Source organism: Burkholderia sp. 22PA0099 (genome assembly GCF_047497165.1).
Lineage (GTDB): Bacteria > Pseudomonadota > Gammaproteobacteria > Burkholderiales > Burkholderiaceae > Burkholderia.
The window spans coordinates 946,098-971,072 of sequence record NZ_CP163165.1; the positions used below are offsets into that span (position 1 = coordinate 946,098).

25 protein-coding genes are annotated in these 24,975 nt (G+C 68.1%); 10 read left to right on the plus strand and 15 right to left on the minus strand.

What is annotated here, in order from left to right; genetic code table 11:
• Window positions 1-143: 143 nt before the first annotated feature.
• The 4 genes from dalD to kynB form a co-directional block, all read right to left on the minus strand.
• Window positions 144-1,535: a D-arabinitol 4-dehydrogenase gene (dalD, locus tag AB4851_RS19520; protein WP_414451122.1), complete on the minus strand. Its 1,392-nt coding sequence runs from the start codon at window positions 1,533-1,535 to the stop codon at window positions 144-146.
• Window positions 1,536-1,803: 268 nt separating this feature from the next.
• A complete protein-coding gene (kynA, locus tag AB4851_RS19525; protein ID WP_414451123.1) occupies window positions 1,804-2,718 on the minus strand; it encodes a tryptophan 2,3-dioxygenase in 915 nt (304 codons plus the stop codon).
• Window positions 2,719-2,779: 61 nt separating this feature from the next.
• On the minus strand, window positions 2,780-4,030 hold the full coding sequence (gene kynU / locus AB4851_RS19530; RefSeq protein WP_414451124.1) for a kynureninase: 1,251 nt from the start codon (window positions 4,028-4,030) through the stop codon (window positions 2,780-2,782).
• Window positions 4,031-4,089: 59 nt separating this feature from the next.
• On the minus strand, window positions 4,090-4,728 hold the full coding sequence (kynB, locus tag AB4851_RS19535; protein ID WP_414451125.1) for an arylformamidase: 639 nt from the start codon (window positions 4,726-4,728) through the stop codon (window positions 4,090-4,092).
• 127 nt (window positions 4,729-4,855) lie between these two features.
• Here kynB and AB4851_RS19540 point away from each other — a divergent pair, with 127 nt between their 5' ends.
• The gene (locus AB4851_RS19540) at window positions 4,856-5,356 is read left to right on the plus strand and encodes an Lrp/AsnC family transcriptional regulator (RefSeq protein ID WP_414442938.1); all 501 of its coding nucleotides are present in this window, start codon (window positions 4,856-4,858) and stop codon (window positions 5,354-5,356) included.
• Here AB4851_RS19540 and AB4851_RS19545 read toward each other — a convergent pair.
• Window positions 5,343-5,855 carry a flavin reductase family protein gene (locus AB4851_RS19545; protein WP_414442937.1) on the minus strand — a complete coding sequence of 171 codons (513 nt, stop codon included), beginning with the start codon at window positions 5,853-5,855 and terminating at the stop codon, window positions 5,343-5,345. The two genes, AB4851_RS19540 and AB4851_RS19545, sit on opposite strands and share 14 nt — an antisense overlap.
• 156 nt (window positions 5,856-6,011) lie before the next feature.
• On the opposite strand from AB4851_RS19545, the gene msrA reads away from it, so the two are divergent.
• Window positions 6,012-6,569, plus strand: a complete 558-nt coding sequence (msrA, locus tag AB4851_RS19550; protein ID WP_414442936.1) for a peptide-methionine (S)-S-oxide reductase MsrA — start codon at window positions 6,012-6,014, stop codon at window positions 6,567-6,569.
• 103 nt (window positions 6,570-6,672) lie between these two features.
• Here the strand turns inward: msrA and AB4851_RS19555 are convergent, their stop codons facing one another.
• From AB4851_RS19555 to pdxH, 3 genes are all read right to left on the minus strand, one after another.
• Window positions 6,673-8,010, minus strand: coding sequence for a DUF72 domain-containing protein (locus tag AB4851_RS19555; RefSeq protein WP_414451126.1), 1,338 nt, complete (start codon window positions 8,008-8,010; stop codon window positions 6,673-6,675).
• Window positions 8,011-8,038: 28 nt separating this feature from the next.
• Window positions 8,039-9,259 carry a class I SAM-dependent methyltransferase gene (locus tag AB4851_RS19560; protein ID WP_414442934.1) on the minus strand — a complete coding sequence of 407 codons (1,221 nt, stop codon included), beginning with the start codon at window positions 9,257-9,259 and terminating at the stop codon, window positions 8,039-8,041.
• 134 nt (window positions 9,260-9,393) lie between these two features.
• Window positions 9,394-10,038 carry a pyridoxamine 5'-phosphate oxidase gene (gene pdxH, locus AB4851_RS19565; protein WP_414442933.1) on the minus strand — a complete coding sequence of 215 codons (645 nt, stop codon included), beginning with the start codon at window positions 10,036-10,038 and terminating at the stop codon, window positions 9,394-9,396.
• Between the two features lie 147 nt (window positions 10,039-10,185).
• Here pdxH and AB4851_RS19570 point away from each other — a divergent pair, with 147 nt between their 5' ends.
• On the plus strand, window positions 10,186-11,040 hold the full coding sequence (locus AB4851_RS19570) for a ThiF family adenylyltransferase (RefSeq protein ID WP_414451127.1): 855 nt from the start codon (window positions 10,186-10,188) through the stop codon (window positions 11,038-11,040).
• Between the two features lie 231 nt (window positions 11,041-11,271).
• Here AB4851_RS19570 and trxA read toward each other — a convergent pair whose 3' ends face one another.
• Both trxA and AB4851_RS19580 read right to left on the minus strand, forming a co-directional pair.
• Window positions 11,272-12,120, minus strand: coding sequence for a thioredoxin (gene trxA / locus AB4851_RS19575; protein WP_414442931.1), 849 nt, complete (start codon window positions 12,118-12,120; stop codon window positions 11,272-11,274).
• Between the two features lie 52 nt (window positions 12,121-12,172).
• Window positions 12,173-13,057, minus strand: a complete 885-nt coding sequence (locus AB4851_RS19580) for a pirin family protein (RefSeq protein ID WP_414451128.1) — start codon at window positions 13,055-13,057, stop codon at window positions 12,173-12,175.
• Between the two features lie 127 nt (window positions 13,058-13,184).
• Between AB4851_RS19580 and AB4851_RS19585 the strand changes: the two genes are divergently transcribed.
• A complete protein-coding gene (locus AB4851_RS19585; RefSeq protein WP_414451895.1) occupies window positions 13,185-14,057 on the plus strand; it encodes an EamA family transporter in 873 nt (290 codons plus the stop codon).
• Between the two features lie 92 nt (window positions 14,058-14,149).
• On the opposite strand, the gene AB4851_RS19590 is transcribed toward AB4851_RS19585, so the two are convergent.
• Both AB4851_RS19590 and tsaE read right to left on the minus strand, forming a co-directional pair.
• Complete coding sequence (locus AB4851_RS19590) at window positions 14,150-15,676, minus strand: N-acetylmuramoyl-L-alanine amidase (protein WP_414451129.1); 1,527 nt, start codon at window positions 15,674-15,676, stop codon at window positions 14,150-14,152.
• A complete protein-coding gene (gene tsaE, locus AB4851_RS19595; RefSeq protein WP_414451130.1) occupies window positions 15,658-16,200 on the minus strand; it encodes a tRNA (adenosine(37)-N6)-threonylcarbamoyltransferase complex ATPase subunit type 1 TsaE in 543 nt (180 codons plus the stop codon). Before tsaE ends, AB4851_RS19590 begins: the two co-directional genes overlap by 19 nt.
• Before the next feature lie 17 nt (window positions 16,201-16,217).
• On the opposite strand from tsaE, the gene queG reads away from it, so the two are divergent.
• From queG to xerD, 3 genes are read left to right on the plus strand one after another with little or no spacing between them, the layout of a single operon-like run.
• A complete protein-coding gene (queG, locus tag AB4851_RS19600; RefSeq protein ID WP_414451131.1) occupies window positions 16,218-17,447 on the plus strand; it encodes a tRNA epoxyqueuosine(34) reductase QueG in 1,230 nt (409 codons plus the stop codon).
• A gap of 48 nt (window positions 17,448-17,495) precedes the next feature.
• A complete protein-coding gene (locus AB4851_RS19605; protein WP_414451132.1) occupies window positions 17,496-17,963 on the plus strand; it encodes a methylated-DNA--[protein]-cysteine S-methyltransferase in 468 nt (155 codons plus the stop codon).
• A gap of 8 nt (window positions 17,964-17,971) precedes the next feature.
• Complete coding sequence (xerD, locus tag AB4851_RS19610) at window positions 17,972-19,093, plus strand: site-specific tyrosine recombinase XerD (protein WP_414451896.1); 1,122 nt, start codon at window positions 17,972-17,974, stop codon at window positions 19,091-19,093.
• 18 nt (window positions 19,094-19,111) lie between these two features.
• Here the strand turns inward: xerD and AB4851_RS19615 are convergent, their stop codons facing one another.
• Window positions 19,112-20,695, minus strand: coding sequence for a class I adenylate-forming enzyme family protein (locus AB4851_RS19615; RefSeq protein WP_414451133.1), 1,584 nt, complete (start codon window positions 20,693-20,695; stop codon window positions 19,112-19,114).
• A gap of 132 nt (window positions 20,696-20,827) precedes the next feature.
• On the opposite strand from AB4851_RS19615, the gene ybaK reads away from it, so the two are divergent.
• Together ybaK and plsY are read left to right on the plus strand one after the other, a co-directional pair.
• On the plus strand, window positions 20,828-21,319 hold the full coding sequence (ybaK, locus tag AB4851_RS19620; protein ID WP_414451134.1) for a Cys-tRNA(Pro) deacylase: 492 nt from the start codon (window positions 20,828-20,830) through the stop codon (window positions 21,317-21,319).
• Window positions 21,320-21,462: 143 nt separating this feature from the next.
• Window positions 21,463-22,077 (plus strand): glycerol-3-phosphate 1-O-acyltransferase PlsY, encoded by a 615-nt coding sequence (plsY, locus tag AB4851_RS19625; protein ID WP_414451135.1) that lies wholly within the window; start codon window positions 21,463-21,465, stop codon window positions 22,075-22,077.
• Window positions 22,078-22,146: 69 nt separating this feature from the next.
• On the opposite strand, the gene AB4851_RS19630 is transcribed toward plsY, so the two are convergent.
• Entirely contained in the window at window positions 22,147-22,632 is a 486-nt protein-coding gene (locus AB4851_RS19630) for a YajQ family cyclic di-GMP-binding protein (protein ID WP_414442922.1), read from the minus strand.
• A gap of 194 nt (window positions 22,633-22,826) precedes the next feature.
• Between AB4851_RS19630 and murB the strand changes: the two genes are divergently transcribed.
• A complete protein-coding gene (gene murB / locus AB4851_RS19635) occupies window positions 22,827-23,900 on the plus strand; it encodes a UDP-N-acetylmuramate dehydrogenase (protein WP_414451136.1) in 1,074 nt (357 codons plus the stop codon).
• Window positions 23,901-23,993: 93 nt separating this feature from the next.
• Here the strand turns inward: murB and argF are convergent, their stop codons facing one another.
• On the minus strand, window positions 23,994-24,923 hold the full coding sequence (gene argF / locus AB4851_RS19640; protein WP_414442920.1) for an ornithine carbamoyltransferase: 930 nt from the start codon (window positions 24,921-24,923) through the stop codon (window positions 23,994-23,996).
• Window positions 24,924-24,975 lie beyond the last annotated feature (52 nt).

The following is a 24,975-nucleotide window of genomic DNA, read 5'->3' on the forward strand; positions in this document are numbered from 1 at the left end:
AGAGTCGCTACTGTAGCCGCGCGCCGTGGCCGGTGCCAATGCCGGATGACCCGGACACGGCGCCGGCCGCCGGGGCTGCCCGTGCCGGTTCGGCATGCGGGCAACGGCGACGGGGCGTGGGGTAATGCGGGGTCAATGCAGGATCAGGATGCGGCGCGCCACGCGTCGACGCGCGCCAGCCCGGCGCGCAGCGCGTGCAGCAGGCGCGCGTCGCCCGCCAGCGACCCCCACAGCCCGCGATCGGCGGCCAGCGCGGCCACCGGATCGTCGGCCGCGACGATCGCGCGCGCCACGCCCGGGTCCATCACGCCGTCCTGGTATGCGTACGGCAGCAGGTCCTGTGCCCAGCGTTCGAGGAAGCGCAGGAACAGCGTGGGCAGTACGGCGGTCGACACCGGGTCGGCGCCGCGTGCGAAGCAGTCGACGAAGGTCGGCGCGATGAAGCCGGGGATCTTCGAGAAGCCGTCGGCGGCCACGCGCTGGTTGGTGTCGAGGATGTACGGATTGCCGAAGCGCTCCAGCACCACGTCGCGGTAGCGCGCCAGATCGAGCGGGCTCGGCGTGAGCGACGGGATCACGTCGTCGCTCACGTAGGCGTGCGCGAGCGCGCGGATCGCCGGGTCGTGGGTGCCTTCGTGGATATACGACAGGCCCGCCAGCGTGCCGGCCCAGGCGATGCAGCTGTGGGTGGCGTTGAGGATGCGGATCTTCGCTTCCTCGTACGGATGCACGTCGTCCACCATTTCCGCGCCGGCCTTCTCCCAGGCCGGGCGGCCGGCCACGAAGCGATCCTCGATCACCCACTGGATGAACGATTCGCCCATCACCGGGCAGGCGTCGTCCATGCCGGTGGCGGCCTTCACGCGCTCGGCCACGTCGGGCGTGGGGCGCGGCGTGATGCGATCGACCATCGCGCTCGGGCACGACACGTTCGCGTCGAACCAGGCCAGCAGGTCGGTCAGGCCGCGCCGTTCGAGGAATTCGCGCATGCCGGCCTCGAAGCGCGCGCCGTTGCTGCGCAGGTTGTCGCAGCTTTGCAGCGTGACCGGGCCGCCCGCGCGCGCCTGCCGTTCGGCCAGCAGCGCGGCCAGCGCACCGTAGATGGTGGTGCGCGCGCCTTGCAGGTCGGCGGCCAGATCGGGGTTGCCGGCGTCGAGCCGGTTGTGTTCGTCGAGGTAGTAGCCGCCTTCGGTCACCGTGAACGAGACGATCCGGCAGGACGGGTCCGCGCCGGCCTCGATCAGCGCGCGCAGGTCGATCGACCAGGGCAGCACGCGCGAGATCGAGCGGATCGCCTCGTAGGTGCGCTCGCCGGCCGGCGTCACGGTTTCGAGCGTGTAGACGCCCTGCTGCGCGGCCAGCGCGTCCATCGTCGCCTGCATGTCGTCGCGGATGTTGGCGACCGCGAGCGACCAGCGCTCGTGCGGTGCGGCGGCTTCGTTGACGCGGTGCAGATACCAGGCCTGATGGGCGCGGTGAAAGGACCCGGCGCCGATGTGGAGGATCACAGGCGCGGCGGTCGGCGAAGGATTCATCCGTTGTCTCCTTGTGGCCGGTCACGGCCTTGTTAAGATCATTTGCTCGCTTTGTGAACGAATGATCATGTTCGGGCCTGCGAAAGTCAAGGCGGAACGCGCGGATTTCGATGCTGCGCTGCGGCGTGAGGCGAGATGTGAGGCGAGATGTGAAGCGGGATGTGAAGCGGGGCGGGAGCGGCGGGACGGGAGAAGCGGCGGGCGGCGCGGGCAGGGCGCCCGCGCGATCGGCTTGCGATGCGTGCCGCGCGGGCACGCCGGTGGAGCGTTACAGCGTGGTGCGCACGTGCCACAGCTCGGGGAACAGCACCACGTCGAGCATCTTGCGCAGATACGGCGCGCCGTTGGTGCCACCGGTGCCCTGCTTGAAGCCGATGATGCGCTCGACCGTGGTGACGTGACGGAAGCGCCATTGGCGGAACGCATCTTCCAGGTCGACCAGTTCCTCGGCCATTTCGTACAACTGCCAGTGCGCCGACGGATCGCGATACACCGCCAGCCAGGCCGCCTCGACCGACGTGTCGTGCTCGGTCGGCCCGCGCCAGTCGCGATCGAGCCGCTCGGGCGCGATCGCGAAGCCGCGCCGCGCGAGCAGGCGCACCACCTCGTCGTACAGCGACGGCGCGTCGAGCGTGGCCTCGACTTCCGCGAGGATGTCGGGGCGGTGCGCGTGCGGCTTGAGCATCTGCGCGTTCTTGTTGCCGAGCAGGAATTCGAGCTGGCGATACTGGTACGACTGGAAGCCCGACGACGCGCCCAGATACGGCCGCATCGCCGAATACTCCGACGGCGTCATGGTGGCCAGCACGTTCCAGGCTTGCACCAGTTGTTCGAGGATTCGCGAGACGCGCGCCAGCATCTTGAAAGCCGGCGGCAGCGCGTCGCCGCGAATCGAATCGAGCGCGCCGCGCAATTCGTACAGCGCGAGCTTCATCCACAGCTCGCTGGTCTGATGCTGGATGATGAACAGCATCTCGTTGTGGTCGGGCGAGAGCGGGTGCTGCGCGTTGAGGATCGGCGTCAGCGACAGGTAATCGCCGTAGCTCATCGACTTCGAGAAGTCGAGCTGGGCCTCGTGCCAGCCTTCGCCGTGGGCGGCGGGCTCGGCCGGCGCGCCCGAGAACGGGCAGCGCGGCGGGGCGCCGGCCCCGGCTCCGTTCGGGGCCGATTGATCAGGATTCACGATGAAATGCTCCAGAGGGCGATAGGGTTCGATTCGGTGCGATTCGGTGCGGCTCACCGGCTCAGGTCACGTCGGTGCGCGCCGCGAATTCGGGCGCCTGCCAGGCGCGCGTGACGAGCACCTCGCGCAGCGTCTCCACGGCATCCCACACGTCGACGAAGCGCGTATAGAGCGGCGTGAAGCCGAAGCGCAGGATGCGCGGCTCGCGGTAGTCGCCGATCACGCCGCGCGCGATCAGCGCGCGCATCACCTCATAGCCGTGCGGATGCTCGAAGCTGGCCTGCGAGCCGCGCCGGGCCGCCTCGCGCGGCGTGACGAGCGTCAGGTCGAGGCCGGCGCAGCGCGTTTCCACCAGCGCGATGAACGCGTCGGCCAGCGCCAGCGATTTGCGGCGGATCGCGGCCATGTTCGTTTCGTGGAAGATGTCGAGGCCGCATTCGATCATCGACATCGACACGATCGGCTGCGTGCCGCACAAGAAGCGCGAGATGCTCGCATCGGGCTGGAAGCCAGGCTCCATCGCGAACGGCGCGCGGTGGCTCCACCAGCCCGACAGCGGTTGCTCGAAGCTGGCCTGATGGCGCTTCGGCACCCACACGAAAGCCGGCGAACCGGGGCCGCCGTTCAGGTATTTGTAGGTGCAGCCCACCGCGCCGTCCGCGCCCGCGCCGTTCAGGTCCACCGGCACCGCGCCGGCCGAATGCGCGAGATCCCACAGCATCAGCGCGCCGGCCTGCTGCGCGTGGCGCGTCAGCGCGGCCATGTCGTGCATGTAGCCGCTGCGGTAGTTCACATGCGTGATCATCGCCACCGCGCAGTGTTCGTCGATGGCCGCCTCGAGCTCGGACGCATCGTCCACCAGGCGCAGCTCGTAGCCGCGATCGAGCTGGGCGATCAGGCCCTGCGCGATATACAGATCCGACGGGAAATTCGAGCGCTCCGAAACGATCACGCGGCGCGCCGGCGCGCGCTTCGCCTGCTCGCGCAGCATCGCGGCCAGCAGCTTGAACAGGTTGACGGAGATGGTGTCGGTGATCACCACTTCGGCGTCGGCCGCGCCGATCAGCGGCGCGAGGCGATCGCCCAGGCGGCGCGGCAGTGCGAACCAGCCCGCCGTGTTCCAACTGCGGATCAGGTCGTGGCCCCATTCGGCCTCGATCACTGCACGGGCGCGTTCGGCCGAGGCCTTCGGGCGCGCGCCGAGCGAGTTGCCGTCGAGGTAGATGGTGTCGTCGGGCAGGGCAAAGCGCTCGCGCAGCGGGGCGATCGGATCGTCGCGGTCGAGGGCGAGCGCGTCTTCGCGGGTAGTCATGGCGTCGAATCTCATGGAATTAAGGGCGGCGGCGCGGGGCGCCGGATCGGTTGGCGCGCTCAGGCCGTGCCGGGCAGCGCGCGCAATACGGCGCGCACCGGGCTGGCGTCGAGCGTGGCGAATTTCAGCGGCAGCGCGATCAATTCGTAATCGCCGGCCGGCACCGCGTCGAGCACCAGCCCTTCGAGGATCGCCATGCCGTGCGCGCGGATGCGTCCGTGCGAGGTCATCGTTTTCGATTCCTGCGGGTCGAGCGAGGGCGTATCGATGCCGACCAGCCGCACGCCGTGCGCGGCCAGCAGGTCGATCGCGGCCGGGGCGACGGCGCAGAACGCGCTGTTCCAGGCGTCTTGCGGCGCGACGGCGTAGGTGCGCAGCAGCACGCGCGGCGGCGCGCCGGCCAGCGCACCGGCGAGCTGTTCAGGCGTGACGAGCGGCTTCGTGCCGCGGCAGTCGATCACGCGGCACGGGCCGAGATAGGCGTCGAGCGATACCGCACCGATCGGCGCGCCATCGGCGTCGTAATGTAGGGGCCCATCGGCGTGGGCGCCGGTGTGCGGCGACAGCGTCAGCCGCGCGACATTGACCGGCGAGCCGGCCTCGATGCGCCAGACGCGCTCGACCGACACCGGCGTGTCGCCCGGCCAGACAGGCGTGGCGGGAGAAAGGGAGGGGGAAATGTCCCAGAGCGTGTCCATCGTCGTTGAGCAAGTTCCGATCCGTCGAATGATAAGCAAACGACATTGAAAGGTGCTTGCGAAATAAACATGGACATTCCGCAAATATCGCAGATAATTTGAACGATAGCCAAAACGGGGACCAGAAATGCATGCAATCTCGCTCGACGCTACCGATTGCCGTATTCTCGCCGTATTGCAGCAGGAGGGCCGGATCAGCAACCTCGATCTGGCCGAGCGCATCTCGCTGTCGCCATCCGCCTGCCTGAGGCGAATGCGGCTGCTGGAGGAGCAGGGCGTGATCGAATGCTATCGCGCCTGCCTGAGCCGTGAAAAATTGGGGTTTGAACTGGAAGCGTTCGTGCAGGTGTCGATGCGCAACGACCAGGAGCAATGGCACGAGCGCTTCGCCGAGGCAATCAAGGCCTGGCCGGAGGTGGCGTCGGCGTTCGTGGTGACGGGCGAAACGCATTACTTGCTGCGCGTGCTGGCCCACAACCTGAAGCACTACTCCGATTTCGTGCTGAACCAGCTCTACAAGGCACCGGGCGTGATGGACATCCGCTCGAACATCGTCCTGCAGACGCTCAAGGACGAGGCGGGGCCGCCCGTCTCGCTGGCGCGCACGGGCGCGCTCAAAGCCGAGTGAGGTCGTGGAACGCGCCGCCGTGGAACACCAGCGGCGCGAGCGAGCCGGCATCGGGATGCAGGCCGCAGCGTTCGACCTCGCCCACGAAGATCACGTGGTCGCCTTCGTCGTAGCGGCTGCGGTTATGGCATTCGAACCAGGCCAGCGCGCCGTCGAGCACCGGCATGCCCGACTGGCCGGCCTCGTGCGACACCCCTTCGAAGCGGTCGCCCTTGGCGGTCGCGAAGCGCTTGCACAAGTCGAGCTGCGACGCCGCCAGCACATTGATCACATAATGGCTGTTGCCGCGAAACACCGGCAGCGACGCCGAGCGCGTGGCCAGGCTCCACAGCACGAGGGGCGGATCGAGCGATACCGAATTGAACGAACTGGCGGTCATGCCGATCAACTGGCCGGACGGCGCGCGCGTGGTGATGACCGTCACGCCGGTGGCGAACTGGCCGAGCGCCTGGCGGAACGCGGCGACGTCGAAATCGGGCGGCGTGGCGCGCAGCGTCATCGCGAGACCGCCTTCGGGTAGCTGGAAAACACGAAAAGTGACGTCATCTGGAAATCCGGGAAATTGTCCCGATTTTAGCGGAATCGGTGGCCGCCCGACCCGGCGGCCCGCAACGGTCCGGCCGAACCGCGGCCGGATCTTCTGTCAGGAGCGAACATGAATCAGGCAGTGCAGGACGTCGCCATCGTCGGCGGCGGGTGTTTCTGGTGCACCGAAGCGGTGTTCCTCGATGTGGAAGGCGTGCTCGCGGTGGAATCGGGCTACGCGGGCGGCCAGACGCGCAACCCGACATACCGGGCCGTGTGCGAGGGCGATACGGGCCACGCCGAGGTCGTCAAGGTGACGTTCGATCCGGCGCGCATCAGCTACCGCGAAGTCCTTGAAATCTTCTTCGCCACGCACGATCCGACGCAGTTGAATCGGCAGGGCGCCGACGTCGGCACGCAATATCGTTCGATCGTGTTCGCCGATTCGGACGCGCAGCGCGAGGCCGCACTCGACGTGATCGCCACGCTGGGCCGCGAGCAGATCTTCGGTGCGCCGATCGTCACGGTGGTCGAGCCGCTCGACGGCAATTACTGGCCGGCCGAGGAATATCACCAGGATTACTTCGCGCGCAATCCGCAGCAGGGCTATTGCGCGGCCGTGATCGGCCCGAAGATCGCGAAATTCCGCCAGAAGTTCGCGCACCGGCTCAAATCGCGCGGCGTGTGAATGTGTCCGCCCGGGCTCGGGCGGGCGGATAGGCCGAAACGGCGGGGTCGATCGCGACGCCGCCGTTTTTTTGTGCGGCTGTCGTCGTGCTTGTCGCTGCCGGTCAGCCCGGCTCGGTGCGGTGCCGTTCGACCGATTCGGCGATCGCCTTCGCCAGTTCGATGCACGACAGCGGCGCGGAGCCTTCGGCCTTGTTGTTGATGGTGATCAGCACCGGCTGGCCGGCCAGCACGTAGCGCGCGGCCAGCTCGGCGAGCGCCTCGCGCGTGTGCGGGTCCTCGTCGACGAGCCGGTCGAACGGGTCGTACTTGGCCTTGGCCTGCTCGTATTTGAAGCCGCCGTGCAGGCTCCAGCGCACCACCAGCGGCCCGGGCGTGTCGCCGTCGAGCAGCGCCAGCGCCGCGGCCTGCCGCAGCGGGTCGGGCATCCGCGCATGGAGGCCGACGCAATAGCGCACGCCCGAGGCGGCCAGCGCGCGGATGAAGCGCGGCGTGAGCAGGATCGAATCGCGGATCTCGATCGCGTAGCGCGGGCTGTCCGGCTCGGCCGGCAGCGGCGGCAGCGCTGCGAAGAACGCGGCCAGCCGCTCGATCAGGCCGGCCGGATCGGCCAGCAGCGCGTCGGGCAGCGGCGAGAACTGGAACACCAGCGCGCCGGCCTTGCGGCCGAGGCCGTCGAGGCACGGCCGCACGAATTCGTCGATGGCGATGCGCGTGTCGAGGAACGCCGGGTTCGGGCCGGCGGGCTCGCCGCGCGAGCCGCGCACCACGGCGTCGGTCACCGAGGCGGGCGCCTTCACGACGAAGCGGAAATCGTCGGGCACCTGCTGCGCGTAGCGCAGGTAGTCGGCGATCGACAGCGGCGCGTAGAACGAACGGTCGATGCTGACGCTCTTGAGCAGCGGATGCGCGCCATAGGCGTCGAGGCCGTCGCGCGAGAGTTTTTGCGGCGAGTAGTCGTCGCCGTAGACGATGCCGTTCCAGCCCGGGAACGACCAGGTCGAGGTGCCGAGCCGCACGTTGGGCGGCAGCGCCGCCGCCGTGGCGGCCACCGCATCGCTGATCGGGGCCGGCGTCACACCGCGCTTGCCCGAGCGGCGGGTGCGCGCGGGCTTGGCGTCGGTGGCGGGTGCGTGGGTTTCGGCGGCCAGGTCATCGTCGCCGAACAGGGAGGCCGTGGCGTCGGATGGCGCGGGTTCCGATTCGTTCTCGCGGGACGGCGCGACGCCGTCGCGAAGCGGTGCGGCAGCGGGTTCTTCAGACAAGGCGGGGGGCGACGCAACGACCAAGCGCCGCGCGCGAGCGGATGCGCCGGCGTCGGATTGGCCAGCGGGTGCGGCAGGCAGCGGTTCGCCGAACAGATCGAACTGCGCGGCGTCGTCCGGCGAATCGTCCTGCTTCGTGGTTCGCGCGGTATCGCGCCGCGTGCTGCCGTCACCCATGCATCGTGGTCGTTTGCGTCAGGCTGCCTCAGCGCGGCAGCGGGTTCTCGTACATGTAGCGCCGCGACCACGGCAGCGTTTTCGCGCTGCGGCCGGCCTTGCGGCAGACGAGCTGATAGATCGACACGTCGTCGTTCTCGAAGGCATACGCGCAGCCGGCGAGATACACGCGCCAGATCCGGAACTTCTCGTCGTCGACGAGCTGGCGGGCCTGTTCGGCGTGCGCCTCGAAGTTCTCGGTCCAGATGTCGAGCGTGCGCGCATAGTGCCGACGCAGGCTTTCGACGTCAACCACTTCGAGGCCGCCGCGCTGCGCCGCTTCGAGCGCGAGGCTCACGTGCGGCAGTTCGCCGTCCGGGAACACGTAGCGATCGATGAATTCGCCGCCGCCGAGCGAGGTTTCGCCGCTGTCGGCGTCCGACGAGGTGATGCCGTGGTTCATCGCCACGCCGTCGTCGGCCAGCAGCTCGCGCACCTTGGTGAAGTAGCCCGGCAGGTTCTTGCGGCCGACGTGCTCGAACATGCCGACGCTCGTGATCCGGTCGAACTGGCCTTCGACGTCGCGGTAATCCTGCAGGCGGATCTCGATCTGGTTCTCGAGGCCGGCCTGACGCACGCGTTCGGTGGCCAGGTCGAACTGGTTCTGCGAGAGCGTGACGCCCACGCAGTGCGCGCCGAACTTCTGCGCGGCGCGCAGCACCAGCGCGCCCCAGCCGCAGCCGATGTCGAGCAGGCGCTGGCCCGGCTGGAGCTGGATCTTGGTCAGGATGTGATCGATCTTCTTGAGCTGCGCGGTGGCCAGATCCTCGTCGCCGTTCTCGAAGTAGGCGCACGAATACAGCATGTTCTCGTCGAGCCAGAGCTTGTAGAAATCGTTCGAGACGTCGTAGTGATACTGGATCGCCTTCTTGTCCGAGTTCTTCGTGTGCGTGAAGTAACGCGTGACGCGCGCCAGCTTGCTCGCATTGGTGACGGTGCTGCGCGCGAGCGAGTAGCCGATGTCGATGACGTCGGGCAGGCGGCCCTCGATGTCGATCTTGCCCTTGACGTACGCCTCGCCGAGATTGTCGAGGCTCGGGTCGAGCAGCAGCGGCAGCGCTGATGCGTGATTGACCTTCAGCGTCACGGCCGGCGCGCTGAAGCTGCCGAAATCGTGTTGATCGCCATTCCAGAGCACCAGCCGCGCCGGAATATTGGCTTTTTCTCGTACTTCGTCTGCCCACTGTGCCAGCTTCTTTTCCCAGAACATAAGAATTCTCCGTTGTCTGTTGAAACGAATACAGCCAAGCCATCTTTTCGGTCCGCCGCGTCGAGGCGGCGGGCCGTCATGCAAATCCGAGATACGAGAGGGCGCTGCGGGGGTGACTCGCGGCGCGCGTGGCGTTACGGCGAGAGGCGCTCGATCGTCCACGGCGTATGGGACGCCGCGTCGCGCGTGTAGCGCAGCCGATCGTGCAGCCGTGAGGGCCGGCCCTGCCAGAATTCGATGGCGTCCGGCACGAGCCGGTAACCGCCCCAGTGCGGCGGACGCGGCGGATGCTCGCCATAGCGTTCGCTGAATTCGCGTTCGCGCGCTTCGAGCACGCCGCGGTTCGCGATGACCGCGCTTTGTTCCGAGGCCCAGGCGCCGATGCGCGAGCCGGCCGGACGCGACGCGAAATAGGCGTCGCTCTGTGCCGCGCTGGTTTTTTCGATGCGGCCTTCGATGCGCACCTGGCGCTCGAGCTCGATCCAGTAGAACAGCAGTGCGGCGTTCGGGTTGTGCGCGAGCTCGCGGCCCTTGCGGCTTTCATAGTTGGTGAAGAACACGAAGCCGTGTTCGTCCACGCCCTTGATCAGCACGATGCGCGCGGACGGCCGGCCTTCGGCGTTCACGGTGGCGAGCGTCATGGTGTTCGGTTCGGGCAGTTGCGCGTCGAGCGCTTCGTTGAACCACTTCTCGAATTGCCGGACGGGATCGGGCGCGACGTCGGCTTCGTCGAGCGAGGCGCGCGAATAGTTGATGCGGAGGTCGGCAAGAGTGGACATTTTTTTCTGCGAACGCTTCAATCTGAGGCGAGTATAGCCAAGGAAACAAATTCCTGCGTTGGCGTGCCGCGCCCGGTCGGCATGGCGTCGATCAGGCAAAATAAGCGCTTTCGCGGCTGTTCCGCTTTCATTTCGCTTACCTAACGTATGTCTCGTATCGACGCCGTCACCACGCAGGACGATCTTACTCCGAGCCCGCCAAATCAGCTTGGCGACGCCGACCGCGCGCGGCGCTTCGGCGGCGTCGGCCGGCTTTACGGCCCGGCCGCGCTGGCGGCCTTCGAGCACGCGCACGTGGCCGTGATCGGCATCGGCGGGGTGGGCTCGTGGGCAGCCGAGGCGCTCGCACGCAGCGCGATCGGGCGGCTCACGCTGATCGATCTCGACAACATCGCCGAAAGCAACACCAACCGCCAGATCCACGCGCTCGACGGCAACTACGGCAAGGCCAAGGTCGACGCGATGGCCGAGCGCATCGCGCTGATCGATCCGGCCTGCCGGGTCGATCGCATCGAGGAGTTCGCCGAGCCCGACAACTTCGAGGCGCTGCTCGGCGGCGGCTTCGATTTCGTGATCGACGCGATCGACAGCGTGCGCACCAAGGTCGCGCTGATCGCGTGGTGCGTCGCGCGCGGCCAGCCGCTCGTGACGGTGGGGGGCGCGGGCGGCCAGTTGGACCCGACGCGCATTCGCATCGACGACCTGGCGCTGACCATTCAGGATCCCCTGCTGTCGAAGGTGCGCGCGCAACTACGCAAGCAGCACGGCTTTCCGCGCGGGCCGAAGGCGAAGTTCAAGGTCAGCGCCGTGTATTCGGACGAGCCGCTGATCTACCCCGAAGCCGCCGCCGGCGAGATCGACGAGGATGGCGCGGCGGACGTGGCGCAGGCCGGGCCGGCCGGGCTGAACTGCGCGGGTTTCGGTTCGAGCGTGTGCGTGACGGCCAGCTTCGGGTTCGCGGCCGCCGCGCATGTGTTGCGGGCGATCGCTGCGCGCGCGTGACGCATGACGTGATGCGGCCTGGCTGCAAGGCGACTTCGAAGGCAATTTGAAAGCATGTCAACGGCTTCGCGCGAAACCAGGGAATTTGCCGCTCAGGTCTGACTATTTCGTGTTTTCGAGGCTGTTTTCGGCCGATTTTTTGATATTCGGCAGCCCAAAACGAAACGAGCGCGAGCCCTTGCGGCCCGCGCCCGTTTTTTCATCGCCGGATGGCGGCGATGCGTGCCGCGATCAATACAGCGCGGCGCTGAGCTTGCGGCGCCATGCCGCGATCAGGTTCGGCTGGTCGGACGCGAGTTCGAACACCGACACCATCGTCTTGCGGCCCACGTCGTCCTTGAACGCGCGGTCGCGCTGGACGATTTCGAGCAGTTGTTCGAGCGCGCCTTCGTACAGGCGGTGCGCGATCAGCATCTGCGCCAGATCGAAGCGCGCTTCCAGGTCGCCCGCATCGGCGGCGATGCGGGCCTCGAGCGCGTCGGTGGGCGGCAGCTCGACCGCCGCGTCGATCGCCTCGAAGCGCGTCATGATCGCCTGGTAGCGCGGATCGACGCCGTTCACGGTTTGCGGCGAGAGCCGGGTGGCTTCGTCGCGCGCGGCTTCGACGCGGTTCACGGCCAGCAGCAGTTCGATCAGGTCGAGGCGGATGTCGTCGTCGCCCGGGTTCAGCGCGAGGGCCGCCTGCAGATGCCGGGCGGCATCTTCATAGCGTTCCTCGGCGATGGCGACCTGCGCGGCGTGGCGTTCGGCTTCCTCGGCCGACGGCAGCAGCCGGTCGATGAATTCGCGCAACTGGCCTTCCGGCAGCACGCCCACGAATTGATCGACGGCGCGGCCCTCGGCGAACGCGATCACGTGCGGGATGCTGCGCGTCTGGAAGTGCGCGGCCAGCTCCGGGTTCTCGTCGACGTTGACCTTGACGAGCTTCCAGCGCCCGGCGTAATCGGCTTCGAGCCGTTCGAGCATCGGGCCGAGCGTCTTGCACGGACCGCACCAGGGCGCCCAGAAATCGACGAGTACCGGTGCGTCGAGCGATGCTTCGATGACGTCGCGTTCGAAGGTGGCGAGCGTGGTGTCCATGAGGTCCTCGTGAGTCGGAAAGATCGTGTAGTTGGGGCCGAAACCCCGCGTTTCAATGTTGCGGCTTGCGTTCGGGCAGCGGGATCCAGTCCGTCTCGCCGGGCACCGTGCCCATCTTCTGGGCGGTCCAGTCGAGCTTGGCCTGCTCGATCGCCTCGCGCGTGCTGGCCACGAAATTCCATTCGATGAAGCGTTCGCCGGCCAGCTTCGCGCCGCCGAGCAGCATCACGCGTGCGCCGCCCCGGCTCGCCAGCGCGACCGTTGCACCCGGCGTCAGCACCGCCATGGTGGCGGCGTCGAGCGGCGTGCCGTCGATCGTCAGGTCGCCGTCGACCAGGTAGACGCCGCGTTCCTCGTGATCGGCGTCGAGCGTGAGCGTCGCGCCGGCCGCGAATTCGGCGGCCACGTACAGCGTGCGCGAGAACGTGGTGGCCGGCGAGCGCAGGCCGAACGCGTCGCCGACGATTACCGTCAGCGCCACGCCGTCGCGCGTCAGCTTCGGCAGCGAGGCGGCCGGATGATGCTCGAACGAGGGCTCGGTGGTTTCGTGCTCGACGGGTAGCGCCACCCAGGTCTGGATGCCGTGGATCGTCTGGCCGCGCTGGCGGACGTCCTCGGGCGTGCGCTCCGAGTGCACGATGCCGCGCCCGGCCGTCATCCAGTTGACGTCGCCGGGCACGATGGTCTGCAGCGAGCCGAGGCTGTCGCGATGCAGGATCGCGCCGTCGAACAGGTAGGTGACGGTGGCCAGGCCGATATGCGGATGCGGGCGCACGTCGAGGCCGCTGCCGGGCGGCAGCTCGGCCGGGCCCATGTGGTCGAAGAAGATGAACGGGCCGACGAGGCGTGCGGCCATCGCGGGCAGCGTGCGGCGCACCTGCAGGTTGCCGATGTCGCGCACGTGCGGCTTCAGGACCGCTTTGATCGATTCGCTCATGGTCGGAATGGGACGCGGGGTGGGGAGGCTGCCCATTGTATCGGGCCTCGGCGACGTTCGCGCGTTGCGGCGGCGGCCGGTAGACTGCTGCCTTTGCGCATGCAATCACGGAGGAAACGTCGCGATGATGGCCATGAAGGATCTGTTGCTGGCGCTGGTGGTGATCGTCGCTTGGGGCGTCAACTTCGTCGTGATCAAGATGGGGCTGCACGGCGTGCCGCCGATGCTGCTCGGCGCGCTGCGCTTCACGCTGGCGGCGGTGCCGGCGGTGTTGTTCGTGCCGCGTCCGCGCATCGCCTGGCGCATGCTGCTGCTGTACGGCGGCACGATCCTGCTCGGGCAATTCGTTTTCCTGTTTACCGCGATGTATGTCGGCATGCCGGCCGGGGTGGCCTCGCTCGTGCTGCAGTCGCAGGCGTTCTTCACGCTCGGCTTTGCGCGCGTGTTCCTCGGCGAGCGCGTGCGCGCCTGGAACCTGATCGGCCTCGTGATCGCGGCGGCCGGCCTGGCCGCGATCGCGGCGCAGAGCGGCGGCGCGATGACGCTGGCCGGCTTCGCGCTGACGATCTGCGCCGGCGTGTGCTGGGCGCTCGGCAACGTCGTCACCAAGAAGATCGGGCCGGTCGAGCTGGTGCCGCTGGTGGTGTGGGGCAGCCTGGTGCCGCCGATTCCGTTCTTCGCGGCGTCGCTGGCCTTCGAGGGGCCGGCGCGCATCGAGACGGCGCTGGCCTCGATCTCGGGCGCGTCGATCTTCGCGATCGTCTATCTGGCCTTCGTCGCCACGCTGCTCGGCTATGGCATCTGGGGCCGGCTGCTCGGGCGCTATCCGGCCGGGCAGGTCGCGCCGTTCTCGCTGCTGGTGCCGGTGATCGGCATCGCGTCGTCGGCGTTTTTTCTCGGCGAGCAGATGAGCACGGCCGAATTCGCCGGTGCGGCGCTGGTGATGGCCGGGCTCGTGATCAACGTGTTCGGCGGGCGCTGGATGCGGCGCGTGGCGTGAGGTGCACGGCGCGCCAATGAACAACGCCTCGCGCGAAGGCGAGGCGTTTTGTGGGGGCCGCGGCCCGACCGATGGCCGCCGATGGCCGAAACTCAGGCCATCCGGTTCTTGGCCAGCGGCGGGTTGGCCGCGAAATAGCGCTTGATGCCGCGGAAGATCGCGTCGGCCATCTGCTCGCGATAGGCGTCGTCGTTCAGGCGGCGCTCTTCGTCGGGATTACTGATGAACGCCGTTTCCACCAGGATCGACGGAATGTCGGGCGCCTTCAGCACGGCGAAGCCGGCCTGTTCGACCGAGCCCTTGTGCAGCTTGTTGATGCCGCCCACCTCGCGCAGCACGAAGTTGCCGTAACGCAGCGAATCGCGGATCTGCGCCGTGGTCGACATGTCGAACAGCGCGCGGTTGACCGACACGTCCTGCGTCTTCACGTTGATCCCGCCGATGTTGTCCGACGAGTTTTCCTTGTTCGCCATCCAGCGCGCGGCCGCGCTCGTCGCGCCGTGATCGGACAGCGCGAACACCGACGAGCCGTGCGCCTCCGGCGTGGTGAACGCATCGGCGTGGATCGACACGAACAGATCCGCGCCCACGCGCCGCGCCTTCTGCACGCGCACGTTCAGCGGGACGAAGAAATCGTTGTCGCGCGTCATCATCGCGCGCATGTTCGGCGCGCCGTCGATCTTCGCGCGCAGCTTCTTGGCGATGTCGAGCGCGACGTGCTTCTCGTAGGTGCCCCCGCCGCCGATCGCGCCCGGATCCTCGCCGCCGTGGCCCGGATCGATCGCCACCGTCAGCAGGCGCACCGTGCCGTTCTTGCCGCTTTTCGGCGTGGTGAACGCGTAGGTGTCGGGGATGCCGTCGTCATCGTCCTTCTTCGCGGCCACCGGCGGCGGCTTGATCGCGGGCCTGGCGGGCGAGGTGGGGGTGGCCGGTGACGCGGCCTGCGGCGTGTTTTGCGCGAACTGCTGGAAGAACGCGTCGCTGTTGTCGTGCGCGCCGGGCGGCGGCGTGCCGGGGCCGTTCAGCGCGGCCTGCGGCGGTTGCGCCTGTTGGGCCTGCTGGGTGCGCACGTCGTCGTTGAGCTGGCGTTCCTTGTGCTCGGTCTGCGTGATCAGGTCCGACAGCAGATCGGGCGCGACCGCCGGATACAGGTCGAACACCAGCCGGTAGCGATAGGTGCCGACCGGCGGCAGCGTGAACATCTGCGGCTTCACCGAACCTTTCAGATCGAACACCATGCGCACCACATGCGGCTGGTACTGACCGACGCGCACGGATTGGATCTGCGGATCGTTCGGCGCGATCTTCGACACCAGGTCGCGCAGCGCCTGGTCGAGATCGAGGCCGTCGAGATCGACGACCAGCCGATCCGGGCCTTGCAGCAGTTGCTGCGCCGCCTGCAGCGGCTGATCGGATTCGATCGTCACGCGCGTGTAATCGCGCGCGGGCCAGACCCGCACGCCGAGCACCGACGAGGCGAGTGCCATGCGCGGCGCGACCAGCCCGAGCACGAGCGTCGACGCGCCGGCAACCAGCACCTTGCGGCGGCGCCAGTTGTGGGTGGTGGTGGCGGCCGACTCGATCGAGCGGAACGGTTTGATCAACATCTTTCGAGACATGCGTTTCCTGAAACACTGTAGGCCCGCGCCACGAGACGGCGGCCTTCGCCGTCGACGTCGAGCGCGAACACGAGATCCGGCACGCCGAGCAGCGTACCCGCCTGCTGCGGCCATTCGACCAGGCAAATCGCACCGGCGTTGAAATATTCGCGAAAGCCTGCGTCCGCCCATTCGGCCGGATCACTGAATCGATAGAGATCGAAGTGATGCACCGCGAGTTCCCCATCTTCGCGCGGCAGGGCATACGGTTCGACGAGCGTGTAGGTCGGGCTCTTCACGCGGCCGGCGTGGCCGAGGCCGCGAAGCACGGCGCGCACCAGGGTGGTCTTGCCCGCGCCGAGATCGCCGACGAGCTGGATTTGCAGGCCGGAGAAGCCCGGTTGCGTGCGCACCGCGTCGATCGCGTGCGCGAAGCGCGTGCCGAACGCGGCGGTCGCGGCCTCGTCGGGCAGCGCGAAGACGCGCTCGGCGAGCGGGGCGGACGCGACGATCGCGGCGATCGGATGGCTGGGCTGCGCGGGCATTCTCGTAAAATAGCGCGATGAACCGTAAACCGGAACTCGACGTGATGGACGCACCCTCGACGCAAGCCGAGGGCGCTGCGTCGCGCCGCCTCGACGATGCCGCGCTGGATGCGCTCGCATCGCGCATCAAGGACTGGGGGCGCGAACTGGGTTTCGGGGCGATCGGTATCAGCGATATCGACCTCTCGGATGCCGAGGCGGGGCTTGCCGCCTGGCTGGAAGCCGGTTGCCACGGCGAGATGGATTATATGGCGAAACACGGCATGAAACGCGCGCGGCCGGCCGAACTTGTGGCCGGTACACGACGCGTGATTTCGGCCCGTCTCGCCTATCTGCCGGCCGACACGGTGGCGGCCGGCGCGGCCTCCGACGCGGGCGGCTGGCGGGCGCACGAGCATGCGCGGCTCGACGATCCGGCCGCCGCCGTGGTGTCGATCTATGCGCGCGGCCGCGATTATCACAAGGTACTGCGCAACCGCTTGCAGACGCTGGCCGATCGCATCGAGGCCGAGATCGGCCCGTTCGGCTATCGCGTGTTCACCGATTCGGCGCCGGTGCTCGAAGTCGAACTCGCGCAGAAGGCCGGCACCGGCTGGCGCGGCAAGCACACCCTGCTGTTGCAGCGCGACGCCGGCTCGCTGTTCTTTCTCGGTGAAATCTTCGTGGACGTGCCGCTGCCCACCGACGCGCAAACCCACCCCGATGCCGCGCCCGAAACGCCGGGCGCGCATTGCGGCAGTTGCACGCGCTGCCTCGACGCCTGCCCGACCGGCGCGATCACCGAGCCGTATCGCGTCGATGCGCGGCTGTGCATTTCGTATCTGACCATCGAATTGAAAGGCAGCATCCCCGAGCCGCTGCGCCCGCTGATCGGCAATCGCGTGTATGGCTGCGACGACTGCCAGCTCGTGTGCCCGTGGAACAAGTTCGCGCAGGCCGCGCCGGTCGCCGATTTCGATGTGCGGCACGGGCTCGATCGCGCCTCGCTGACCGAGCTGTTCGCGTGGAGCGCCGCCGAATTCGACGAGCGCATGCAAGGCAGCGCGATCCGGCGCATCGGTTACGAGCGGTGGCTGCGCAATCTCGCGGTAGGGCTGGGCAATGCGCTGCGCGCGCCGGCCGGGCAGTTGGCCGGGCAGTTGCCCAGCGAAGCGCGCGCGGCAATCGTCGCGGCGCTGGCCGCGCGTGCCGACGATGCCTCGGCGCTGGTTCGCGAGCATGTCGAATGGGCGCTGCGGGCGGCCTAGGCAGCGTACAGTGACGGTTTCGGCGCGGGCGGCATCCAGGAGCGGGCCATGTTCAATGCAGTGATCGACGCGCCGTTCGGCAAGGTCGGGATTCGCACCGAGGGCGCGTGCGTGCGCGAGATCGTCTATCTGCCCGAATTGGTGCGCAGCGTCGAACCCGACAATGCGCTTGCACGGCGCGCCGCCAAGCAGATGGAACGTTATTTTGCGCGCGCGTCGGCGGGTTTCGACCTGCCGCTGGCCGAGGTCGGCTCGGCGTTCCAGCGGCGCGTCTGGCAGGCGATCGGCGAGCTGCCGCCCGGCACCGTCGCTACCTACGGACAGATCGCCCGGCGCATCGGCAGCGCGCCGCGCGCGGTCGGCCAGGCGTGCGGCGCGAACTGGTTCCCGCTCGTGATTCCATGCCATCGCGTTGTCGCGGCCGGCGGTATCGGCGGGTTCTCCAATCACGCCGGCGACGGCTACTACCTGACGGTCAAGCGCTGGCTGCTCGCGCACGAAGGGATTCAATACTGATGGCATCGATGGCGGGGAAGACGGAAGCGGGCGTGGGCGAAGCCGTGGCGGACGAAGGTGGCGCGGCGGAGGCCGCCGGCGCGAAAAAGCCGCGCGCGAAGCGCAGGGCCGAAGCAGCCAAAGTGACGGGTTCAAGCCGCAAGCCGCGTGCAGGCTCGGCGCCTCGCGTTGTGCGCGCCCGGCGTGGCGCCGGTGCCGATGCAGACGGTGGCGCGCAGGCGCTCGGCGGCTCGCCCGAACGCGAGGCGAGCCGTACCTCGATCGACCTGTTCTGCGATGCGCTCTGGCTCGAACACGGCCTGTCGCAAAACACGCTCGACGCCTATCGACGCGACCTGAGCCTGTTCGCGCAATGGTTGTCGGCCACGCATGGCGCGAGCGTCGATGCGGTCAACGAGGAAATGCTGACCGGCTATATCGCCGCGCGCAGCGACGGCAAGGCGGCCTCGTCGAACCGGCGGCTGTCGGTGTTCCGGCGCTACTACGGCTGGGCCTTGCGCGAGCACCGCGCGAGCGCCGATCCAACGCTGCGGATATTGTCGGCGAAGCAGCCGGCGCGGTTCCCGTCGACGCTGTCCGAGGCGCAGGTCGAGGCGCTGCTCGGCGCGCCCGATGTGGCGACGCCGCTCGGGCTGCGCGACCGCACGATGCTCGAACTGATGTATGCGAGCGGGTTGCGCGTCAGCGAGCTCGTCACGCTGAAGACGGTCGAGGTGGGCCTCAACGAAGGCGTGGTGCGCGTGATGGGCAAGGGCGCGAAGGAGCGGCTCGTGCCGTTCGGCGAGGTGGCGCACGGCTGGATCGAGCGCTACCTGCGCGAATCGCGGCCGGCGCTGCTCGGCGCGCGGGTGGCCGATGCGCTGTTCGTGACCACGCGCGGCGATGGCATGACGCGCCAGCAATTCTGGAACATCATCAAGCGCCACGCGGCCAGCGCCGACGTGCGCGCGCACCTTTCACCGCACACGCTGCGCCACGCATTCGCGACGCATCTGCTCAATCACGGCGCCGACCTGCGCGTCGTGCAACTGCTGCTCGGGCACAGCGATATTTCGACCACGCAGATCTACACCCACGTCGCGCGCGAGCGCCTGCGCACGCTGCACGCCGAGCATCACCCGCGCGGGTGAGCACGTGGCGGCTCCGGTTCAGCCGCCCTGATAGCCGCGATGGTCGCGCAGCCGGTGCTTGAGCACCTTGCCGGTGGAGGCGGCCGGCAACGCATCGACCGGCACGATCCGCGCGGGTCGTTTGTAAGGCGCGAGCCGCGCCGCGCACCAGGCGTCGAGTTCTTCAGCGGCCAGCGCCGTGCCCGGCATCAATTCGACGAACGCGATCACTTCCTCGTTGCCCTCCACGGCCCGCCCGATCACGGCCGACTGCACGACGGCCGGGTGCGCGTTCAGCACATGCTCGACCTCGGCCGGATACACATTGAAGCCCGAACGGATGATCAATTCCTTGCTGCGCCCGGCAATGGTCAGCGCGCCGTCGGGCGCCGCGCGCGCGAGGTCGCCGGTGCGCAGCCAGCCGTCGGCCGACACGGCCGCGCGCGTGGCTTCCGGGTTGCGGTAATAACCGAGCATCACGTTCGGACCGCGCACGATCATCTCGCCGACCTCGCCGGCCGGCACGTCCTGCCCGGCGAGATCGACGAGACGCACCTCGATGCCGGGAATCGGCGTGCCGACCGAGCAATCGCTGCGCGGTGCATCGAGTGGCGTTTGCGCGACGGTGGGGCTGCTCTCGGTCATGCCGTAGCCGTTGTGCAGCGGCAGCCCATAGATGCGTTCGACGCGCGCCTTGAGATCGGCGTCGAGCGGCGAGCCGCCCGAGTAGACGAAGCGCAGGTGCGGCGCGTGCCACGGATGGCCGTGCGTGTGCAGATGCTCGAGCAGCTTGGCGTGCATGACGGGCACGCCCTGGAAGATCGTGACCTGCTCGTCGGCCAGCGCGCGGCGCACGGCTTCGGGCACGAAGCGCGGCACGAGGCGCAGCGTCGCGCCGGCGTACAGGCTGCCGAGACACACCGAGGCCAGCCCGTAGACATGCGAGACCGGCAGCACCGTATAAACGACATCCTGCGGGCCGACGCGTCGCAGCGTGCTCGACACGGCCGCCACGAACAGCAGGTTGCGGTGCGACAGCATCACGCCCTTCGGCGTGCCGGTGGTGCCGGTGGTGTAGATCAGCGCCGCGCATTGGCGCGCGCCGTCGGCCTCGACCGCTTCGGTATTGACGGTGGGATCGAGCGCGATGGCCCAGCCGCCGATGTCGGGCGCGATGGCGGCGGCCGGCTCGGCGTGATGGCGGGCGGCATGCGCGACGGCGTCGGGCGAGGTGGCGGTGACGAAGGCCAGCGCGCGCGGGCGGGCATGGGCCGCGATCGCGTCGAGCTCGGCATCCGACAGGCGGGCGTTGACGAGCAGCGCCCAGGCATCGAGCGCGGCCGTGGCGAACAGCAGGACGATCTGCGCGATGCTGTTCTCGGCCACGATCATGACGCGATCGCCGCCGCTCACGCCGAGCGCACGCAATTGCGCGGCGGCCGCGTCGATCGCCGCGACCAGTTGCGCATAGGTGAGCCGGTGCGCGTCCTCGATCAGCGCCGGGTGATCGGGCGTGCGGGCGGCAATGCGGCGCGGCACGTGATCGATGCGCGCGGGCAGCGCGGCGAGCAGGGCATCGACATCGAGGCGGGCGGTGGCAGGCGAGGCGGGCGAGGTTGGCATCGTGGCTCCGGAAACAGGCCGGGCGGCATGGCCTTACATCGAGAAGGCTCCGATCGTGCCATGTGCACCGCCCTGGGGCAATCGGCCGAACGGACAATAGTGCTTCAACGCGGCCGCAATTAAAATGCGCCCATGAGCAAATCCCGACATGTATCCGAAACGCCGGCCACGCAGTGGCTGCGCCGTCATGGCGTCGCCTTCGGCGAGCACACCTACGACTATGTCGAGCACGGCGGCACCGGCGAATCGGCGCGCCAGCTCGGCGTGGACGAGCACCAGGTGGTGAAGACGCTGGTGATGGAAGACGAGCACGCCAAGCCGCTCGTGATCCTGATGCACGGCGACCGCACCGTCTCCACCAAGAACCTCGCGCGGCAGATCGGCGCGAAGCGCGTCGAGCCGTGCAAGCCCGAGGTGGCGAACCGCCATTCCGGCTATCTGGTCGGCGGCACCTCGCCATTCGGCACGAAGAAGGCGATGCCCGTGTATGTCGAGGCGTCGGTGCTCGACCTGCCGTTGATCCTCGTCAATGGCGGCAAGCGCGGCTACCTCGTCAGCCTCGCGCCGGCGGTGCTGGTCGAGGTACTCGCGGCCAAGCCGGTGCAATGTGCGAGCGTCGATTGAGGGTTTCACCGGGAACGCCGGCCGGCGCGCTTCGGTAGAATGAGCGCCGCCGCGCAGCCGCAACCGGTGCGCGGCATGGCCGCAGCGCAACATCGAGGCGCGGCGCGCCGTCCTTTCATCATTCGTGGAAACACACCATCGTCATGCAGATTCTGATCGCTACCGTCGCTGCCTACCTGATCGGCTCGGTGTCGTTCGCCGTCGTCGTCAGCGCATTGATGGGCCTCGCCGATCCGCGCTCCTACGGCTCGAAGAACCCCGGCGCGACCAACGTGCTGCGCAGCGGCAACCGCAAGGCCGCGGTCCTCACGCTGCTCGGCGACGCCTTCAAGGGCTGGCTCGCGGTGTGGCTGGTGCGTCATTTCGGCATCGGCGGCGAGATCGGCGTGGCGCTGGCCGCGATCGCCGTGTTCCTTGGCCACCTGTATCCGATCTTCTTCCGCTTCCAGGGCGGCAAGGGCGTGGCCACGGCGGCCGGCGTGCTGCTGGCCATCTCGCCCGCGCTCGGCATCGCCACGCTGCTGAGCTGGCTCGTGATCGCGTTCTGCTTTCGCTATTCGTCGCTCGCCGCGCTGGTGGCGGCCGTGTTCGCGCCGATCTTCGACGTGTACCTGTTCGGCACGCAGGGCAACCCGGTGGCCTGGGCAGTGCTGGCGATGAGCGTGCTGCTGATCTGGCGGCACCGCGCCAATATCTCGAAGCTGCTGAACGGGCAGGAAAGCCGGATCGGCGCAAAGAAGACGCCGGCGGCCGAATGAAAAACGGCGCGCGGCAACGGGGTTGACCCGTGCCGCGCGCCGCCATGTGCTGCCGGGGCAGCGCTGCGATCAGTCGCGGAAGTTGTTGAAATCGAGCGGCGTGTCGGCAATTTCCTTGCGCAGCAGCGCGATCACGCTTTGCAGATCGTCGCGCTTGGTGCCCGTCACGCGCACCGAATCGCCCTGGATGCTGGCCTGCACCTTGATCTTGCTGTCCTTCACGGTGCGCACCACGCGCTTGGCCAGATCGCCCGACACGCCCTTCTTGATCGTGACCACCTGCTTGAGCTTGTCGCCGCCGATCTTCTCGACCTTGCCGTAATCGAGGAAGCGCACGTCCACGTTGCGCTTGGCCATCTTGTTGATCAGCACGTCCTTGACCTGGCCGAGCTTGAAATCGTCGTCGGCAAACAGCGTCAGTTCGTTTTCCTTGTGGTCGACGCGCGCGTCGGACCCTTTGAAGTCGAAGCGCGTCGAAATTTCCTTGTTCGACTGCTCGACTGCATTCTTCACTTCGATCATGTTCGCTTCGGAAACGACGTCGAACGATGGCATGCTGTTCTCCCTGTAAAACATCCGGGCCGCGCGATGGGTGCGCGGCCACTCGCTATAATTGCAGACCGGCTGCCATTTTACCGATGCCCCCGCGTTTTGCCCAAGGCCGCACGCCGCCTTCTTTCAGGCCGGCCGCGCCCGCCAACCCGCCTGCACCGCGCTCGTACCGCACCCGTACCGCCCATTCTCCGCCGATGTCCGATTCCGCTCTCCCGATTTCCTCCCCGTCCCCGTCCGCGCCCGCGCCCGAGTTGACGCCCGACTATTCGCTGCGCGCACACAACAGCTTCGGCTTCGACGTGCGCGCCCGTCTCGCGGCGACGATCGACACGCCGGCCGGGTTCGCGGCCGCCCTACGCGACCCGCGTGCGGCGGGGCTGCCCGTGCTGGTGCTGGGCGGCGGCAGCAACGTGGTGTTCACCGGCGATGTCGAGGCGCTGGTGCTGATCAACCGCGTGCATGGCCGCGCGCGGGTGCGCGAGGATGACGAGGCCTGGTACGTCGAGGCGGGGGGCGGCGAGAACTGGCACGAATTCGTGGCCTGGACGCTCGACGCCGGCATGCCCGGGCTCGAGAACCTGGCGCTGATTCCGGGCACGGTCGGCGCGGCGCCGATCCAGAACATCGGCGCCTACGGCATCGAGATGCGCGAGCGATTCGCGTCGCTGAAGGCGGTGGAGCTGGCCACGGGCGAGATCGTCGAATTCGACGCGGCGGCCTGTGCGTTCGGCTATCGCGACAGCGTGTTCAAGCAGGCGGCGCGCGAGCGTTTCGCGATCGTGTCGGTGTGCTTCCGCCTGCCGAAGCAGTGGCAGCCGCGCATGAACTATGCCGATGTCGAGCGCGAGTTCGCCGCGCGGGGCATCGAGGCCGCAGCCGCCACGCCGCGCGACGTGTTCGACGCCGTGGTGGCGATCCGGCGCGCCAAGCTGCCCGATCCGGCCGTGCTCGGCAATGCCGGCAGCTTTTTCAAGAACCCCGTGATCGACGCGGCGCAGTGCGCGGCGTTGCGCGAACGCGAGCCGGAGCTGGTGGCCTATGCGCAGCCCGACGGGCGCATGAAGCTCGCGGCCGGCTGGCTGATCGACCGCTGCGGCTGGAAGGGGCGCGCGCTGGGCGCGGCGGCCGTGCACGACCGTCAGGCGCTGGTGCTGGTCAATCGCGGCGGCGCGTCGGGTGCCGACGTGCTGGCGCTGGCGCGGGCGATCCAGGCCGACGTGCGCGCGCGCTTCGGCGTCGAACTCGAAGCCGAGCCGGTTGCGATCTGAGCCCCGCTCGGCCGATTCCGCCGCGCAACCATGAAAAACCCCGCCGAAGCGGGGTTTTTCATATCAAGCCAGCGGGGTATTGATGCCGCCGGCTCAGTGATTGAGCTTGCCGAGCAGCAGGAATTCCATCAGTGCCTTCTGCACGTGCAGACGGTTTTCGGCTTCGTCCCAGACCACGCTTTGCGGGCCGTCGATCACGCCGGCCGTCACTTCCTCGCCGCGATGCGCGGGCAGGCAGTGCATGAACAGCGCGTCGGGGTTGGCGAACGCCATCATTTCCTCGTCGACGCACCAGTCGGCGAATGCCTGCTTGCGCACTTCGTTCTCGGCTTCGAAGCCCATGCTGGTCCACACGTCGGTGGTGACCAGGTCGGCGCCTCGGCAGGCTTCGTTCGGATCCTCGTACACCTCGTAGGCCGACGCGCTTTCGGCATCGACGAGCTTCATGTCGAGCGCGTAGCCCGGCGGCGTGGACAGGCGCAGCTTGAAGCCGAGGATTTGCGCGGCCTGGATCCAGGTGTACAGCATGTTGTTCGCGTCACCGACCCAGGCGACCGTCTTGCCGCGGATCGGGCCGCGCTGCTCGACGTACGTGAAGATGTCGGCGAGCACCTGGCACGGGTGGAAATCGTTGGTCAGGCCGTTGATCACCGGCACGCGCGAATTCGCGGCGAAGCGCTGGATGATCTCCTGCTCGAACGTGCGGATCATGATGATGTCGACCATGCGCGAGATCACCTGCGCCGAATCCTCCACCGGTTCGCCGCGGCCGAGCTGGGTGTCGCGCGTGCTCATGAACACCGCGTGACCGCCGAGCTGGAAGATGCCGGCTTCGAACGACAGGCGCGTGCGCGTCGAGTTCTTCTCGAAGATCATCGCCAGCGTGCGGTCGTGCAGCGGGTGGTAGGTTTCGTAGTTCTTGAATTTGCGCTTCAGGATACCCGTGCGTTCGAGCACGTACTCGTAGTCTTCCAGCGAGAAATCCTTGAACTGCAGGTAGTGACGAATGGTTTTGGCGGTCATGAAACGAAACGCGGCGGGAGGCAGCCGGCGCGGTGCGCCGTACGGCGCCCGC